The organism is Corallococcus sp. bb12-1, from assembly GCF_026626765.1.
GTDB lineage: Bacteria > Myxococcota > Myxococcia > Myxococcales > Myxococcaceae > Corallococcus > Corallococcus terminator.
In genome coordinates, this window is the sequence record NZ_JAPNJZ010000005.1 from 183,091 (window position 1) to 195,708 (window position 12,618).

The 12,618-nt window shown below is 69.6% G+C and carries 12 protein-coding genes; 10 read left to right on the top strand and 2 right to left on the bottom strand.

The annotated features are described in order from the left end of the window. Entirely contained in the window at positions 1-1,629 is a 1,629-nt protein-coding gene (locus tag OV208_RS10090; RefSeq protein ID WP_267573626.1) for an ADYC domain-containing protein, read from the bottom strand. A gap of 276 nt (positions 1,630-1,905) precedes the next feature. On the opposite strand from OV208_RS10090, the gene OV208_RS10095 reads away from it, so the two are divergent. Together OV208_RS10095 and rtcA are read left to right on the top strand one after the other, a co-directional pair. Further along, positions 1,906-3,837 carry a CocE/NonD family hydrolase gene (locus OV208_RS10095; RefSeq protein WP_267573627.1) on the top strand — a complete coding sequence of 644 codons (1,932 nt, stop codon included), beginning with the start codon at positions 1,906-1,908 and terminating at the stop codon, positions 3,835-3,837. Positions 3,838-3,930: 93 nt separating this feature from the next. Then, positions 3,931-5,007, top strand: coding sequence for an RNA 3'-terminal phosphate cyclase (gene rtcA, locus OV208_RS10100; RefSeq protein WP_267573628.1), 1,077 nt, complete (start codon positions 3,931-3,933; stop codon positions 5,005-5,007). Between the two features lie 42 nt (positions 5,008-5,049). Here rtcA and OV208_RS10105 read toward each other — a convergent pair whose 3' ends face one another. Next, positions 5,050-5,331, bottom strand: coding sequence for a hypothetical protein (locus OV208_RS10105; protein ID WP_324291364.1), 282 nt, complete (start codon positions 5,329-5,331; stop codon positions 5,050-5,052). A gap of 141 nt (positions 5,332-5,472) precedes the next feature. Here OV208_RS10105 and sppA point away from each other — a divergent pair, with 141 nt between their 5' ends. From sppA to OV208_RS10145, 8 genes are all read left to right on the top strand, one after another. After that, complete coding sequence (gene sppA, locus OV208_RS10110; RefSeq protein ID WP_267573630.1) at positions 5,473-7,170, top strand: signal peptide peptidase SppA; 1,698 nt, start codon at positions 5,473-5,475, stop codon at positions 7,168-7,170. 9 nt (positions 7,171-7,179) lie between these two features. Beyond that, a complete protein-coding gene (locus tag OV208_RS10115; RefSeq protein WP_267573631.1) occupies positions 7,180-7,935 on the top strand; it encodes a zf-TFIIB domain-containing protein in 756 nt (251 codons plus the stop codon). Positions 7,936-8,072: 137 nt separating this feature from the next. Further along, entirely contained in the window at positions 8,073-8,675 is a 603-nt protein-coding gene (locus OV208_RS10120; RefSeq protein WP_267573723.1) for a hypothetical protein, read from the top strand. Positions 8,676-8,829: 154 nt separating this feature from the next. Continuing rightward, the gene (apbC, locus tag OV208_RS10125) at positions 8,830-9,918 is read left to right on the top strand and encodes an iron-sulfur cluster carrier protein ApbC (RefSeq protein ID WP_267573632.1); all 1,089 of its coding nucleotides are present in this window, start codon (positions 8,830-8,832) and stop codon (positions 9,916-9,918) included. Positions 9,919-9,941: 23 nt separating this feature from the next. Next, the gene (locus OV208_RS10130) at positions 9,942-10,451 is read left to right on the top strand and encodes a hypothetical protein (protein WP_267573633.1); all 510 of its coding nucleotides are present in this window, start codon (positions 9,942-9,944) and stop codon (positions 10,449-10,451) included. A 4-nt stretch (positions 10,452-10,455) separates the two neighbouring features. After that, positions 10,456-10,911: a hypothetical protein gene (locus tag OV208_RS10135; RefSeq protein ID WP_267573634.1), complete on the top strand. Its 456-nt coding sequence runs from the start codon at positions 10,456-10,458 to the stop codon at positions 10,909-10,911. Between the two features lie 47 nt (positions 10,912-10,958). Then, positions 10,959-11,807, top strand: a complete 849-nt coding sequence (locus tag OV208_RS10140; RefSeq protein WP_267573635.1) for a 3-hydroxyacyl-CoA dehydrogenase family protein — start codon at positions 10,959-10,961, stop codon at positions 11,805-11,807. 33 nt (positions 11,808-11,840) lie between these two features. Continuing rightward, positions 11,841-12,617 carry an enoyl-CoA hydratase-related protein gene (locus OV208_RS10145; RefSeq protein WP_267573636.1) on the top strand — a complete coding sequence of 259 codons (777 nt, stop codon included), beginning with the start codon at positions 11,841-11,843 and terminating at the stop codon, positions 12,615-12,617. Position 12,618: the final 1 nt, after the last annotated feature.

Below are 12,618 nucleotides of genomic sequence, written 5' to 3' on the forward strand. Positions count from 1 at the left end.
TCAGAGATCGCGGCCCGGGAGCTGACCCACGGCGGGCAGGTAGCCCAGGTCCTTCACGAAGACGAACGCGGAGGAGGGGGACTGGGTGGACGTGGCGTAGAAGCCCAGCGTCGGATGCTTCCACAGCTTCAGGGGCCTTCGCTGGCCCGTGCTGGTGGTGTCCACGGCGCTGTATACATAACCCTCGATGCCCTGATCGGAGTTCATGGCATTGAGGAAGAAGCCGGTGGCGGGAGCGCACGTGCTGGAGTCCGTGAGCAGCCTGCGTCCCACGGGGTCCACGCACCGGTACAGTGGCTTGATGAAGGCGCCCATGCGCTTCTTGATGGCCGCGGGCAACTTCGCGGAGAGGATGGGGCCTTCCGCGCGCAGGGGGACGAGCGACGGCGAATCCGCCAGCCCATCGCCGTTGAGGTCCGCCCGGAACGTGGACACGTCCACGAAGCCCGGGTGCTCCTGGAGATCCGCCACCACCGACGTGGTCGTCACGAACTCCGTGTCGTTCTTCTTGAACATCACCAACGCACGGTCGATGAAGAGCGAATAGGACACGAGCAGCGTGTCGTCCGCGAAGTTCGTCAGCTTCATGTCCTCGCACGGCCGGATGGAAGGTCCGGTGGCGATGACGGGAGGGGTGCCGGCTTCGAGCGCGCGGTTGAGGCACGTGGCCTCCAGCGACAGGCTGTCCCAGCGTTTCTTGCCCAGACACAGCGGCCGGACCGTGCCGCAGGAGTCCCGCGTCCACACGGCTTCGAGCGCGTACTGCCCCTGGTTCAGGGTCGCCACCGGGTAGCCGCTGGTGCTCAGGGCCAGGGCATTCTGCGGACCCATGAAGGACAGCGGCGTGCCGTCCAGCGTGTTGCTCTTCCCCTCGCCGCAATAGTCCGCCCTCGCCATGCGTGTGCAGAGCTGGTGGTAGTCCCGCGCGACGTCGTCCGGAGTGGAGGCCCCACCCCAGGGCGCGTAGCCCCAGTCGATGCACTTGGAGATGACGCCGCCGCCCACGAAGAACGGATTGCTGGACGTGCCCTGGTTCTCCGGCGCGCACGCGAACGTGAAGTAGTCCGGGTTCTTCAGCAGCTCACCGCCCACCGACCACGGATGGGGCACCGCGACCGCGAACCCGCTGCCCGTCGGGCACAGCGGTACGGTCGTCTTGTCGTCCGTGGTGGCGCTCACCCTGAACTCCCAACGCGCCGCGCCGGAGTTGAGGTTCTCGTTCGTACACGCGATCGGGGCGCCCGTGATGCCCACGTGACAGCGAGCCTCCTCGATGACCAGCTTCACCGAGCGGCCCTCGAACGGCGCACGGAACGACGCTCCCACCAGCGTAAGCCCATCCAGGAAGTACCCCGTCAGCCCCGAGTAGGGCGGGGGCAGGCTGGTGCAGGACACCTGGGCCGCTAGCAGCCGCCCGGAGAGCTGCATCGCCTTCACGGGCCCCTCGCACTTCGCGCCCGCGAGAAACGGAGGCGCCGCCACGGAGGCCAGCGGGATGTTGATGGACTCGAAGCGCTCCGAGCCATGCAACTGCGTCCCCTGCGCGCTGTTCGTTGGAGGAGGCTCCGCGACCGCGACCGCGCCTCCCAACATCACCGCGCCCAGCAGTCCCTGCCTCCAGGTCTTCATGATGGCTGACACGTGTTCGTCTCCCGCCTGCGGATGTTTGAGCGGGACGCGTGAACGCGCCCCCGCATGAACCAGTACGCCGGGGACCTGTGCAATTCGAAGGCCCGCATCCGTCGCCACGGGCGGGTGTGCAAACCTTGCCGGGAGTGCAAGCCCCGCACGCCATGGCCTCGCCCCCTGTGCAAACCTTGCACGGGCACGCCGCGCTTCCTTGCTTCAGCTCCATCCCCCACAATGCCGCCGCTTCCGCACGATCCACTCGAAGAGGGAGGGGGCATGTCCCCGGGCACCCGCATCCTGGCCGCGCTCGCGCTGTTCTCGCTGTCCGGCGCCGCCGTCGCGCAGACGCAACCGACACCGAAGCCACCGTCCGAACAGAGCCCGGAGCAGCGCGCTGCGTACCTGCGCTCGCACTACACGAAGTACGAGGTGCGCATCCCCATGCGCGACGGCGTGAAGCTCTTCACGTCCTTCTACGTCCCCAACGACGCCAGCCCCTCGAAGCGCTACCCCGTGCTGCTCCAGCGCACGCCGTACTCGGCGGCCCCGTACGGCGTGGATCGCTACCCGAAGAGCCTGGCCACCACGGCCTTCGAACAGGACGGATTCATCTTCGCGGTCCAGGACGTGCGCGGCCGCTTCCTGTCCGAAGGCGAGTTCGTGGACGTGCGCCCCCACCGCGCCAGCAAGCGCGGCAAGGAGGTGGATGAGAGCAGCGACACGTACGACACCATCGACTGGCTGGTGAAGCACGTGCCCGATAACAACGGCCGCGTGGGCATGTGGGGCATCTCCTATCCGGGCTTCTACGCGTCCGCGGGCGCCATCGACTCACACCCCGCGCTCAAGGCCGTGTCGCCGCAGGCGCCCATCGCGGACTGGTTCTGGGACGACATGCACCGGCATGGCGCCCTCAACCTCCAGCTCACGTTCACGTTCTTCTCCGCCTTCGGCAAGCCGCGCCCCACGCTCACCGACGTGGAGGGCTGGGAGGGGTTCGACCTGGGCACCCCGGACGCGTACCAGTTCTTCCTGGACCTGGGCCCGGTGGCCAACGCGGAAACGAAGCACTTCCGAGGCGACATCGCCTTCTGGAAGGACCTGCTCGCGCACCCCAACTACGATGCCTTCTGGCAGGCGCGAAACCTCCTGCCGCACCTGAAGAACATCAAGGCCGCGATGCTGGTGGTGGGCGGCTGGTACGACGCGGAGGACCTCTACGGCCCGCTGCGCACGTACGCCGCCATCGAGAAGCAGAACCCCGGCATCACCAACACGCTGGTGATGGGACCCTGGCCCCACGGAGGCTGGATGCGCACGGACGGCACCGGGCTGGGCGACGCGGACTTCGGCTTCCCCACGAGCGTCACGTACCAGGACCTGGCGCTGGCCTTCTTCAAGCACCACCTGAAGGGCGGCCCCGCTCCCACCATCCCGGAGGCCCTCGTCTTCGAGGGCGGCGCCAACCGCTGGCGCCACCTGGATGCGTGGCCTCCGAAGGCCGCGAAGCCGACGCGGCTGTTCTTCCAGCCCCAGGGCGCGCTGACGTTCCAGGCGCCCACGGGCAAGGAGGCGTCGTTCGACGAATACGTGAGCGACCCGGCGAAGCCCGTGCCGTACACGCAGGCTCAAAGCGCCAACATGACCCAGGGCTTCATGGCGGAGGATCAGCGCTTCGCCTCGCGCCGCCCGGACGTGGTCGTGTACCAGACGCCGCCCCTGGAGGACGACCTCACGCTGGCGGGCCCGTTGGAGGCGGAGCTGTGGGTGTCCACCACCGGCAGCGACGCGGACTGGGTGGTGAAGCTGGTGGACGTGAACCCGGGCAAGCTGCGCGGCTGGACGAAGGAGTCCGCGTCCTCTGGCGAGCGTGACCGGGGAGGCCAGCAGACGCTCGTGCGCGCGGAGCCGTTCCGGGGCCGCTTCCGCGACAGCTACCTGCAGCCCAGGCCCTTCACCCCCAATGAGGTGACGAAGGTGCGCTTCGTCATCAACGACGTGTTCCACACCTTCCAGCGCGGCCACCGGCTGATGGTGCAGGTGCAGTCGAGCTGGTTCCCGTTCATCGACCGCAACCCGCAGACCTTCGTGCCCAACATCCCCCTGGCGAAGGAGAGCGACTTCGTGCGCGCCATGCACCGCATCCACCACTCGGCGGCGCACCCCAGCGCACTGAAGGTGTCCGTGCTGCCGGCGTTGGACGACTAAGTCACCAGCCGGACGCGCGGGGTCTGCTACGCTCGCGCGCCGCCTGGCGGGAGCGCTTCACGCCTTCCGCCTTCGACCCATGACGGGAGGGACATGACCGGTCACGACCGGACCGACTCCGGGCTGGTGCTGCTCGACGGAAGCATGGGGGAGGGAGGGGGACACATCCTCCGCTCGGCGCTGTGCCTGTCGCTCATCACCGGCCGGCCCTTCCAGCTCACCCGGCTGCGTGAGCACCGGGAGCCGCCGGGCCTGAGGCCCCAGCACCTGGCCTATGTGCGCGGCGCGGAGGCCCTGAGCACCAGCACCAGCGAGGGCGCCGCCGTGGGCGCGTCCGACATGCGCTTCACCCCTGGCCCGGTGCGCGCGGGGGATTACCTGCTGGAGGTCGGCACCGCGGGCAGCACGCCGCTGCTCTTCCAGTGCCTCGTGTACCCGCTGGCGCTGGCGGGCGGAGGCCGGCTCACGCTCCGAGGCGCCACGCACCTCCAGAACAGCCCCAGCTTCCATGCGCTCACCGGCGCATGGCTGCCGGTGGCGCGCGCCTACGGGTTTCCCGTGCAACTGTCGCTCACGCACGCGGGCTTCTACCCGGAGGGCGCGGGCGAGTTCACCGCGGAGGTGGGCGCCCCGGAGGAACCGCCGCTGCGGGTGGACCTGCCCGCGCGAGGCGTGCTGCGCGAGGTGCGGGTGATGTCCTTCGTGGGCGGGCTGCCCTTCGGCGTGGCGGAGCGTCAGTCGCGCGCCGCGGTGGCCGCGCTGCGCGAGCGGGGCATCCTGGCGGAGGCCGACAACCGGCCGCTGCCGGTGACGCGCTCGCAGGGCACGGTGACATTCGTGTTGGCGCAGTTCGAACACACCGTCGCGGCCTTCACGTCGCTGGGGGATCGGGCGCTGGATGCGGAAGCGGTGGGCCGCCGGGCGGCGGAAGCCCTGACCCGGTTCATGGAGACGGGTGGGGCGCTGGATGAGCACCTGGCGGAGCAGCTGCTCCTGCCGGCGGCGCTCCTGGCGTCGGGGCGACTGGGGCCGGTGACGCCGGGCATCACGCGCTTCACCACCGCGTGTGTCACGGGGGAGCTGACGACCCAGGCGGAGGTGCTGCGGCGGTTCCTGCCCGTGGACATCCGCGTGGAGCCGGGCGGGGCGGTGGAAGTCCGCCCGGCCTGAAGCTTCGGAAGGCGCCGCCGGAAAACGGCGCCTGGACGGCCGCTAGGTTTCGTCGCCGTCGTGGGCACCGAAGGTATTGGCGGTGGCCATGTCCTTCACCGTGCCCCGGTAGGCGCGGATGGCGAACGGCAGACACACCGCGAAGATGATGCCCGCGAGGCCAATGGCCCGCCACGGCATGGGCTTCTCCTTGGGCTTCGCGTCCTTTTGATAACCCGAGAGGTTGTTGCCCATGGCGCGCGCCTTGGCGGCGTCCTTCTCTTCCTGGGTCAACTCCTTGCGGGTCTGGAAGTCCTGGGGCTGACGGCGCTGGGGCTGGGCCATGACAGCGCCGCCCCAGACGAGGGCGAGGATCAGAACAAGCCGGGGGAGCGAGGGGGAGGACATGGGCTCTGAGCTTAACAGAGCCTCCCTTCGCGATGAACAGGGGTTGCTTCACACCACCTGGGCCGTTACCCGCGCCCCATGCTCCGGCTTCCCCTCGTCCTCCTGGCGAACCTGTTCCTCGGGCTGCGCCTGCTCCTGGGCCTGCCCTTTCGTCTGATGGCGGTGCGTCAACGACCCGCCTGGGTCCGCTTCCGGCTTGCGGGGAGCCTGCCGTACCGGCCGCGCCGGGGCCCCCGCTTCCGTCTGGGAGGGCCTCCGGTGGAGCCCGCCACCGTCACCTCGCTGGAGGACTTCGGCCGGGCGCTGCGGCTGCTCGCCGCCGACCCGAAGGTGGAGGGCATCCTCCTGGAGGTGGAGGGGGTGTCGCTGACGGACGCCCGGCGCGAGGCCCTGCTGGCGCTGCTGTCGGACTTCCAGGCCGCCGGCAAGCGGGTGGTGTCCTGGGCGGTGATGGTGGACACGAACGAGTACCCCGCCCTCGGCGCGGCGGACGAGGTGCTGCTTGCTCCCATGGGGCGCGTGGAGCTGGTGGGCTACGCGGCGGAGGCCACGGTGCTGGGCGAGGCCTTTGACCGGGTGGGCATCCACGCCCACTTCGCCCGCCGGGGTGACTACAAGACGGCGCCGGAGTTCTTCACGGACGGCAAGGTGTCCGACATCCAGCGCCAGACGCTGGAGACGTTCCTGGACGAACGGTTCGCCGCGCTGGTGGAGGCCCTCTCCCAGTCGCGCGGCAAGACGCCGGAGGAGGCGAAGGCCCTCATCGACGCCGGGCCCTACAGCGCGAAGCGGGCGCTGGAGGCGGGGCTGGTGGACGGGCTGGTCCACGAGGCGGACCTGGGCGCGCACCTGGGCCTGGAGTCGAAGAAGCGCGGCGGCGAAGAGACCCCGGTGCCGACCTTCGGCGCGTACCTGGCGACGCAGGCCTTCCCTCCGGTGCGCTGGAGGAAGCTGCGGCGCCGGCCCCGGCTCGCGGTGGTGGACGTGGCGGGCATGATCGTCCCGGGCAGCGGCGGGGCGGGCCGGTTCGCGGCGGCGGACACGGTGGTGAAGGCGCTGCGCAAGGCGGGGCGCGACCCCAGGGCGAAGGCGGTGGTGCTGGCGGTGAACAGCCCGGGAGGCTCAAGCCTCGCGTCGGAGCAGATGCTGGAGGCGGTGAAGCGGGTGGCGAAGCAGAAGCCGGTCATCGCGTACGTGGATCAACTGTGCGCGAGCGGCGGGTACATGGCGGCCATCGGCGCGAAGGAGATCTGGTCCGCGCCGCACGCCATCGTGGGCTCCATTGGCGTCTTCATCGGCAAGTTCGAATACGGCGGCCTGCTGGAGAAGCTGGGCGTGCAGCGCACCACGCTGACGCGGGGGGAGAACGCGGCGTTCGCCTCCAACTCCAGGGGCTTCACGCCACACGAGCGCGTCGCGCTGGAGCGCGAGGTGGAGGAGTCCTACCAGACGTTCCTGGAGCTGGTGGCGCAGGCGCGCGGCCGGACGAAGGAGGAGATCCACGAGCGCGCGGAGGGCAGGGTGTACTCGGGGCTGCGCGCGAGGGACGCGGGGCTGGTGGATCGCATTGGTGGCTTCGAGGAGGTCTGTCGCCACGCGATGGACGAGGCGCGCGAGTCCTCCGACGACTTCGAGATCGTCCGCTACGGCGGCGGGGCCCGCTCCAGGCTGTCGCTCCTGAAGCTGCTGACGGCCGCGGCGCACCCGACCACGTATGCCTTCTGCACCGCGGCATGGAGCCTCTGGGGACTCGGGTCTTTCCGGCGCTTGGACTAACATGGGGGCATGGCCCGCTCCTGCCCGGTGTGCCCCAGCCAGCCGTTGAACGTCGTCCAGGCCTCGGACGTGGACGTGGACATCTGTCCGCGCTGCCACGGCCTGTTCTTCGACCGGGGAGAGCTGGAACGCTTTCCGGACCGGCCCTCGCTCAAGCCGCTGATGGGCACCGCGAGGAACGCCGCGTCCCGGTGCCGCGCCGGAGGACATCTGGTGCCGCGCGCCCTGGCCAGCTGTGCCACGTGTCGCAGTGAGCCCGTGGCCTGTCCGGGCTGTGGCGCGAGGCTCGGGCTGGTGTCCGCGCGCGTCTGCACGGTGGACCTGTGCGTGCAGTGCGGCGGCGCGTGGTTGGACGCGGGCAAGTTCGAAACGCTCGAAAACGCCACCGTGGAGGCTCCGAAGGCGCCACCGTCCGGCTCCAGGGTGGGCTGGGAGGTCGCCCCCGCCACGGACGGAGGCGCCGACCCGTGGATGGCCCCGGGCGCCACGGCCCCGTTGCCACCGTCGCATTCGCCCTCCGGGGGCTATGGCCTGTCGTCTCCCTTTGGCTGCGTCCAGTGTGGCCTCCCGGTGCCGGTGAGCCAGGCCTGGGCCTGGGACGGCGACATCTACTGCGGCGAACACCGCCCGAAGGGCGCCGTGTCGGGAGCGAGCCTGCCCAAGCATCGGTCTCCGGAGGCCCTGCCTGACCTGACCGTGGGCCGCGAGGGCCCGGAGTGGGGCGATCTGGTGTTCTGGGTGGTCCAGTTGCTCCGGATTCGCTGACGGCCCCCAGGCGCGGGAAGCCCCCACCTGTCCGGCCGCACAGGCGAGCGCCAGGAAGGGCAGGGCACATGAACGACGCGCCAAGGCGTCCAGAGATTGCTCCCCCCAGGCACGGGGTCTACCCTGCCGCGCCAGTGATGCCGCGCCTTGCTCCTTTAAGTCTGCTGCTCCTGGGCACCGCCTGCGCCACCGCGTCGCGCGAACCGGCCTCCGTGGCGGAGGCGTACGCGAAGGCGCTGGAGGAGAACCGTCTCTCGGACGCCTACCGCCTGACGACCGGGGGACCAGAGGGCGAAGTCGCCTTCCTGGATGAGTTCTCCAACGAGGCCACCCGTCGCGAACGCGCCGCCGCCGTGCGCACCGGCACGGGTGTGCTGGAGGCCCGCGCCCCGTCCGTCACCCTGGCCCGCCAGGGCGAGGACTGGCGCGTGGTGGAGTCCCGTCCGGCGGATGTGCCCCGGGCCGCGCTGAAGAAGTTCCTCGACGAGGTGGAGTCGCGCGACTGGAAGGGAGCATGGAGCCTGCTCGCCTCTCCGCTGCGCGCCCGCTACACCCCGGAGCGCCTGCGCGAGGACTTCGAACGCGACCCCCTGGCGAAGGAGCGCCTGCGCCGGGCCCGACTGTCCCTCCAAACCCACGTGCGCGTGGCGGCGGGCGAGGCCCTGTTCCCGCTGGGGGAGGACCGGGCCGTGCGCCTGGTGCTGGAAGACGGGGAGTACCGGGTGGCGGCCATCGAATGAGGGCCAGAAGCCGGGCTCGGTAGGTCCGCGGCGATGGCCGATGCATCTTCCGGGCCCTCGCGTTAAACGACGTTGACAGCCCCCGGAGTGCTGGCAATCTCCGCCCCCCTTCAAACGTGCAAACGCCCGTTTTCAAAAGGTTTCAGGTGTCCCGATGAGCGTCACACAGGCCGATGTCATGACGGCCATGTCGAAGGTGATCGATCCCGAGCTGCACATCGACCTGGTGAAGGCCGGGATGGTGAAGGACGTACGCGTCACGGGCGACACGGTGAAGTTGAAGATCGAGCTGACCACGCCCGCGTGTCCCATGAAGGGGAAGATCCAGGCGGACGCGGAAGCGGCGCTCAAGGCGGTGCCGGGCCTGAAGTCCTTCGACATCGAATGGGGCGCCCAGGTGCGTGGCGTCGCGGGCGGTTCGGGTGGCGGCGGGGCGCTGTTGCCGGGCGTGAAGAACATCCTGCTCGTGGGCGCCGGCAAGGGCGGCGTGGGCAAGAGCACCGTCGCGGTGAACCTGGCGGTGTCGCTCGCGCAGCACGGCGCCAAGGTGGGCCTGCTGGACGCGGACTTCTACGGCCCGTCGGTGCCGCTGATGACGGGGCTCGCGGACAAGCGTCCGGTGAGCCCCAACGGCAAGACGTTGGATCCGCTCATCGCGCACGGCATCAAGGTGATGTCCATCGGCTTCCTGGTGGAGGCGGATCAGGCGCTCATCTGGCGTGGCCCCATGCTGCACGGCGCGCTGATGCAGTTGGTGCGCGACGTGAACTGGGGAGAGCTGGACTACCTCGTCCTGGACCTGCCCCCGGGCACGGGTGACGTGGCGCTGACCCTGTCCCAGTCGGTGCGCGCGGCGGGCGCGGTGCTGGTGACGACGCCGCAGGACGTGGCGCTGGCGGACGTGGTGCGCGCCAAGCAGATGTTCGACAAGGTGCACATCCCGGTGCTGGGCATCGTGGAGAACATGAGCCAGTTCATCTGCCCGCACTGCTCCAAGGCCACCCACATCTTCAACCACGGGGGTGGGCGCAAGGCGGCGGAGATGTTCGACATCCCATTCCTCGGGGAGATCCCCCTGGACCTCAAGGTGCGCGAGTCGGGAGACTTGGGCGTACCGGTGGTGGCGGGGGCGAAGGACAGCCTGGAGGCGAAGGCCTTCCAGGAGATCGCCCGGAATGTGGCCGGACGTGTGTCCGCGCAGACGATGAAGAGCGTGCCGTTGCCGGTGATGCAGGCCCGGTAGTGCCCAACCCGTAAGGAGACCGCATGGCCCCCGCCGGCAACGACGACTTCCCGCCTGATCCGCTGTTCGACGAATCGGAGCAGCAGCCCGGGCGTGAAAGCCGCTCGGGGGGCTTCGTGCCGGACTTCGTGCGGCGCATGGCGGTGGCCGGCATGGGCGCGGTCTTCATGACGGAGGAGGGCATCCGCTCGCTCGCGGGTCAGCTCAAACTCCCCAAGGAGGCCCTGGGATTCATCCTCTCCCAGGCGGAGAAGACGAAGGACGACATCTCCCGCGTCGTCACGGAGGAGATGCGCCGCTTCATGCAGTCGGAGAAGCTGCGCGATGAGTTCCTCAAGCTGCTCTCCGGCATGACGGTGGAGGTGAAGGCGCAGATCCGACTGATTCCGTCGGAGAAGTCGGAGAAGGAAGAAGAGCCGCCGCCGGAAGCCCCCAAGGGCAAGAAGGCCGCGGAGCCGCCGCCCTCCGCGCGAGTGGTCATCACGGAGCTGAACGCGCGCCGTCCCGCCTCCAAGCGAACGAAGCGGGAGTAGGGACGTGGCGGAAGTTCCCGAACAGCCGTCCCCGGCCCCGGAGCCCCAGGCCCCGGTGCCCGCGAAGCCGCGCGGAACCTGGCGCACGCATCCCTTGCCCAAGCGCCTGGCGCTCATCGCCATCGTGGCGGTGGGTCTGTGGCTGTGGAGGGCGACGGACGTCCCGGAACGACAGCTCATCCTCCAGCTCGACGGCGCGGGCTGGAGCGACGTGCGCGCCATGGACCTCCAGGTGCTGGATCCGGAAGAGCACATCCTCAAGCGCGAGGAGCGGTTCTTCACCAGCGGCCCGCCCCCGGAGGTGACGTTCAAGATGAACCTCCCGGAGGGCACCTTCCGCACGCTCCTGTTCCTGAAGATGCGGGACGGCGAACAGCGGGTGCGCCTGGAGGAGCGGGTGTCGGTGGGCGAGGGTGAGGCCATCGTCCGCCAGCTGCGTCTGCCCGCCACCAGTCGTTGACCCTCCTGGGGGCGTGCGTTATGGCCGCCGACACAGGAGAAGTCGCCATGGCAACGGAACACATCGTCGTCGTCGGTGCAGGGCAGATGGGCGCGGGCATCGCGCAGGTGGCGCTCCAGGCGGGCATCCGCGTGTCGCTGGTGGACGTCAACAAGGACGGCCTCGCGAAGGGCGCGGACCGCATCAAGGCCGGCCTGAAGAAGCTGGTGGAGAAGGGCAAGCTGGACGCGGCGAAGCAGCAGGCCGCGGAAGCGAACCTCTCCACGTTCACCAGCGCGCGCGACGCGAAGGACGTGGACGTCGCCATCGAGGCCGTCACGGAGAACGAGGACCTCAAGCGCCGCATCTTCCTGGAGCTGGACGAAGTGGTGCGGCCCGGCGGCATCCTCGCCACCAACACCTCCTCCATCCCCATCACCCGCATCGCCGCGGCGACGAAGCGCCCCGAGTCCGTCATTGGGATGCACTTCATGAACCCTGTGCCGGTGATGCAGCTCGTGGAGCTGATCCGCGGCGCGGCCACCAGCGATGAGACGTACGCCACCATCCGCGCCATGGCCGAACGCATGGGCAAGACGACGGTGGTCTCCAAGGACTACCCGGGCTTCATCGTCAACCGCATCCTCATCCCGATGCTCAACGAGGCCTGCTTCGCGCTGATGGAGGGCCTGGGCACCGTGGAGGACATCGACACCGCGATGAAGCTGGGCACCAACCAGCCCATGGGCCCGCTCCAGCTCGCGGACTTCATCGGCCTGGACACGGTGCTCTACATCGCCGAGGTCCTGCACAAGGGCCTGGGCGACTCCAAGTACCGTCCGTGCCCGCTCTTGCGTCAGTACGTGGACGCGGGCTGGTACGGCAAGAAGAGCGGCCGCGGCTTCTACAAGTACTAGTCGTCCCCACCCGACACAGGAGCTTCGACGCACATGGCCTACGAGAACATCCGGTTGGAGAAGGACGGCCCCATCGCCGTCCTCACGGTGGACCGCCCCAAGGCGCTCAACGCGCTCAACAGCGCGACGTTCCATGAGATGGACGACGCGCTGCGCTCGCTGAAGGACGACACCCGCGCCCTCATCGTCACGGGCGGTGGGGACAAGGCGTTCGTCGCGGGCGCGGACATCGCGGAGATGGTCACCATCTCCGCCGCCCAGGCGCGCGAGTTCTCCGCCCTGGGACACCACGTCTTCCAGTCGCTGGAGAACCTGCCCATCCCCACCATCGCGGCCGTGAACGGCTTCGCGCTCGGTGGCGGGCTGGAGCTGGCGCTGGGCTGCGACCTCATCTACGCGTCGGAGAAGGCGAAGATGGGCCTGCCGGAAGTCACCCTGGGCGTCATCCCGGGCTTCGGCGGCACGCAGCGGCTGACCCGGCTCGTCGGCCGCTCCCGCGCGAAGGAGCTGCTCTTCACGGCGGACCGCATCGACGCGGCCCGAGCCAAGGAGATCGGCCTGGTGCTGGACGTGGTGCCCGCGGACAAGCTGATGGAGCACTGCCGCGCGGTGGCCGCGAGGATCCTCAAGAACGGTCCGCTCGCGGTGGCCCAGGCCAAGCGCGTGGTGGAGTACGGCGCGGATCAGGACCTGCGTTCCGCCAACGAACTGGAGCGCCAGGGCTTCGCGGTCCTCTTCGGTTCGGAGGATCAGCGCGAGGGCATGGCCGCGTTCCTCGCCAAGCGTCCCGCCGCGTTCCAGGGCAAGTGAC

Bases quoted from the DNA above. Each gene is read 5' to 3' on its own strand.
- OV208_RS10090 (WP_267573626.1), bottom strand. From the start codon at position 1,629: ATGAAGACCTGGAGGCAGGGACTGCTGGGCGCGGTGATGTTGGGAGGC.
- OV208_RS10095 (WP_267573627.1), top strand. From the start codon at position 1,906: ATGTCCCCGGGCACCCGCATCCTGGCCGCGCTCGCGCTGTTCTCGCTG.
- rtcA (WP_267573628.1), top strand. From the start codon at position 3,931: ATGACCGGTCACGACCGGACCGACTCCGGGCTGGTGCTGCTCGACGGA.
- OV208_RS10105 (WP_324291364.1), bottom strand. From the start codon at position 5,331: ATGGCCCAGCCCCAGCGCCGTCAGCCCCAGGACTTCCAGACCCGCAAG.
- sppA (WP_267573630.1), top strand. From the start codon at position 5,473: ATGCTCCGGCTTCCCCTCGTCCTCCTGGCGAACCTGTTCCTCGGGCTG.
- OV208_RS10115 (WP_267573631.1), top strand. From the start codon at position 7,180: ATGGCCCGCTCCTGCCCGGTGTGCCCCAGCCAGCCGTTGAACGTCGTC.
- OV208_RS10120 (WP_267573723.1), top strand. From the start codon at position 8,073: ATGCCGCGCCTTGCTCCTTTAAGTCTGCTGCTCCTGGGCACCGCCTGC.
- apbC (WP_267573632.1), top strand. From the start codon at position 8,830: ATGAGCGTCACACAGGCCGATGTCATGACGGCCATGTCGAAGGTGATC.
- OV208_RS10130 (WP_267573633.1), top strand. From the start codon at position 9,942: ATGGCCCCCGCCGGCAACGACGACTTCCCGCCTGATCCGCTGTTCGAC.
- OV208_RS10140 (WP_267573635.1), top strand. From the start codon at position 10,959: ATGGCAACGGAACACATCGTCGTCGTCGGTGCAGGGCAGATGGGCGCG.
- OV208_RS10145 (WP_267573636.1), top strand. From the start codon at position 11,841: ATGGCCTACGAGAACATCCGGTTGGAGAAGGACGGCCCCATCGCCGTC.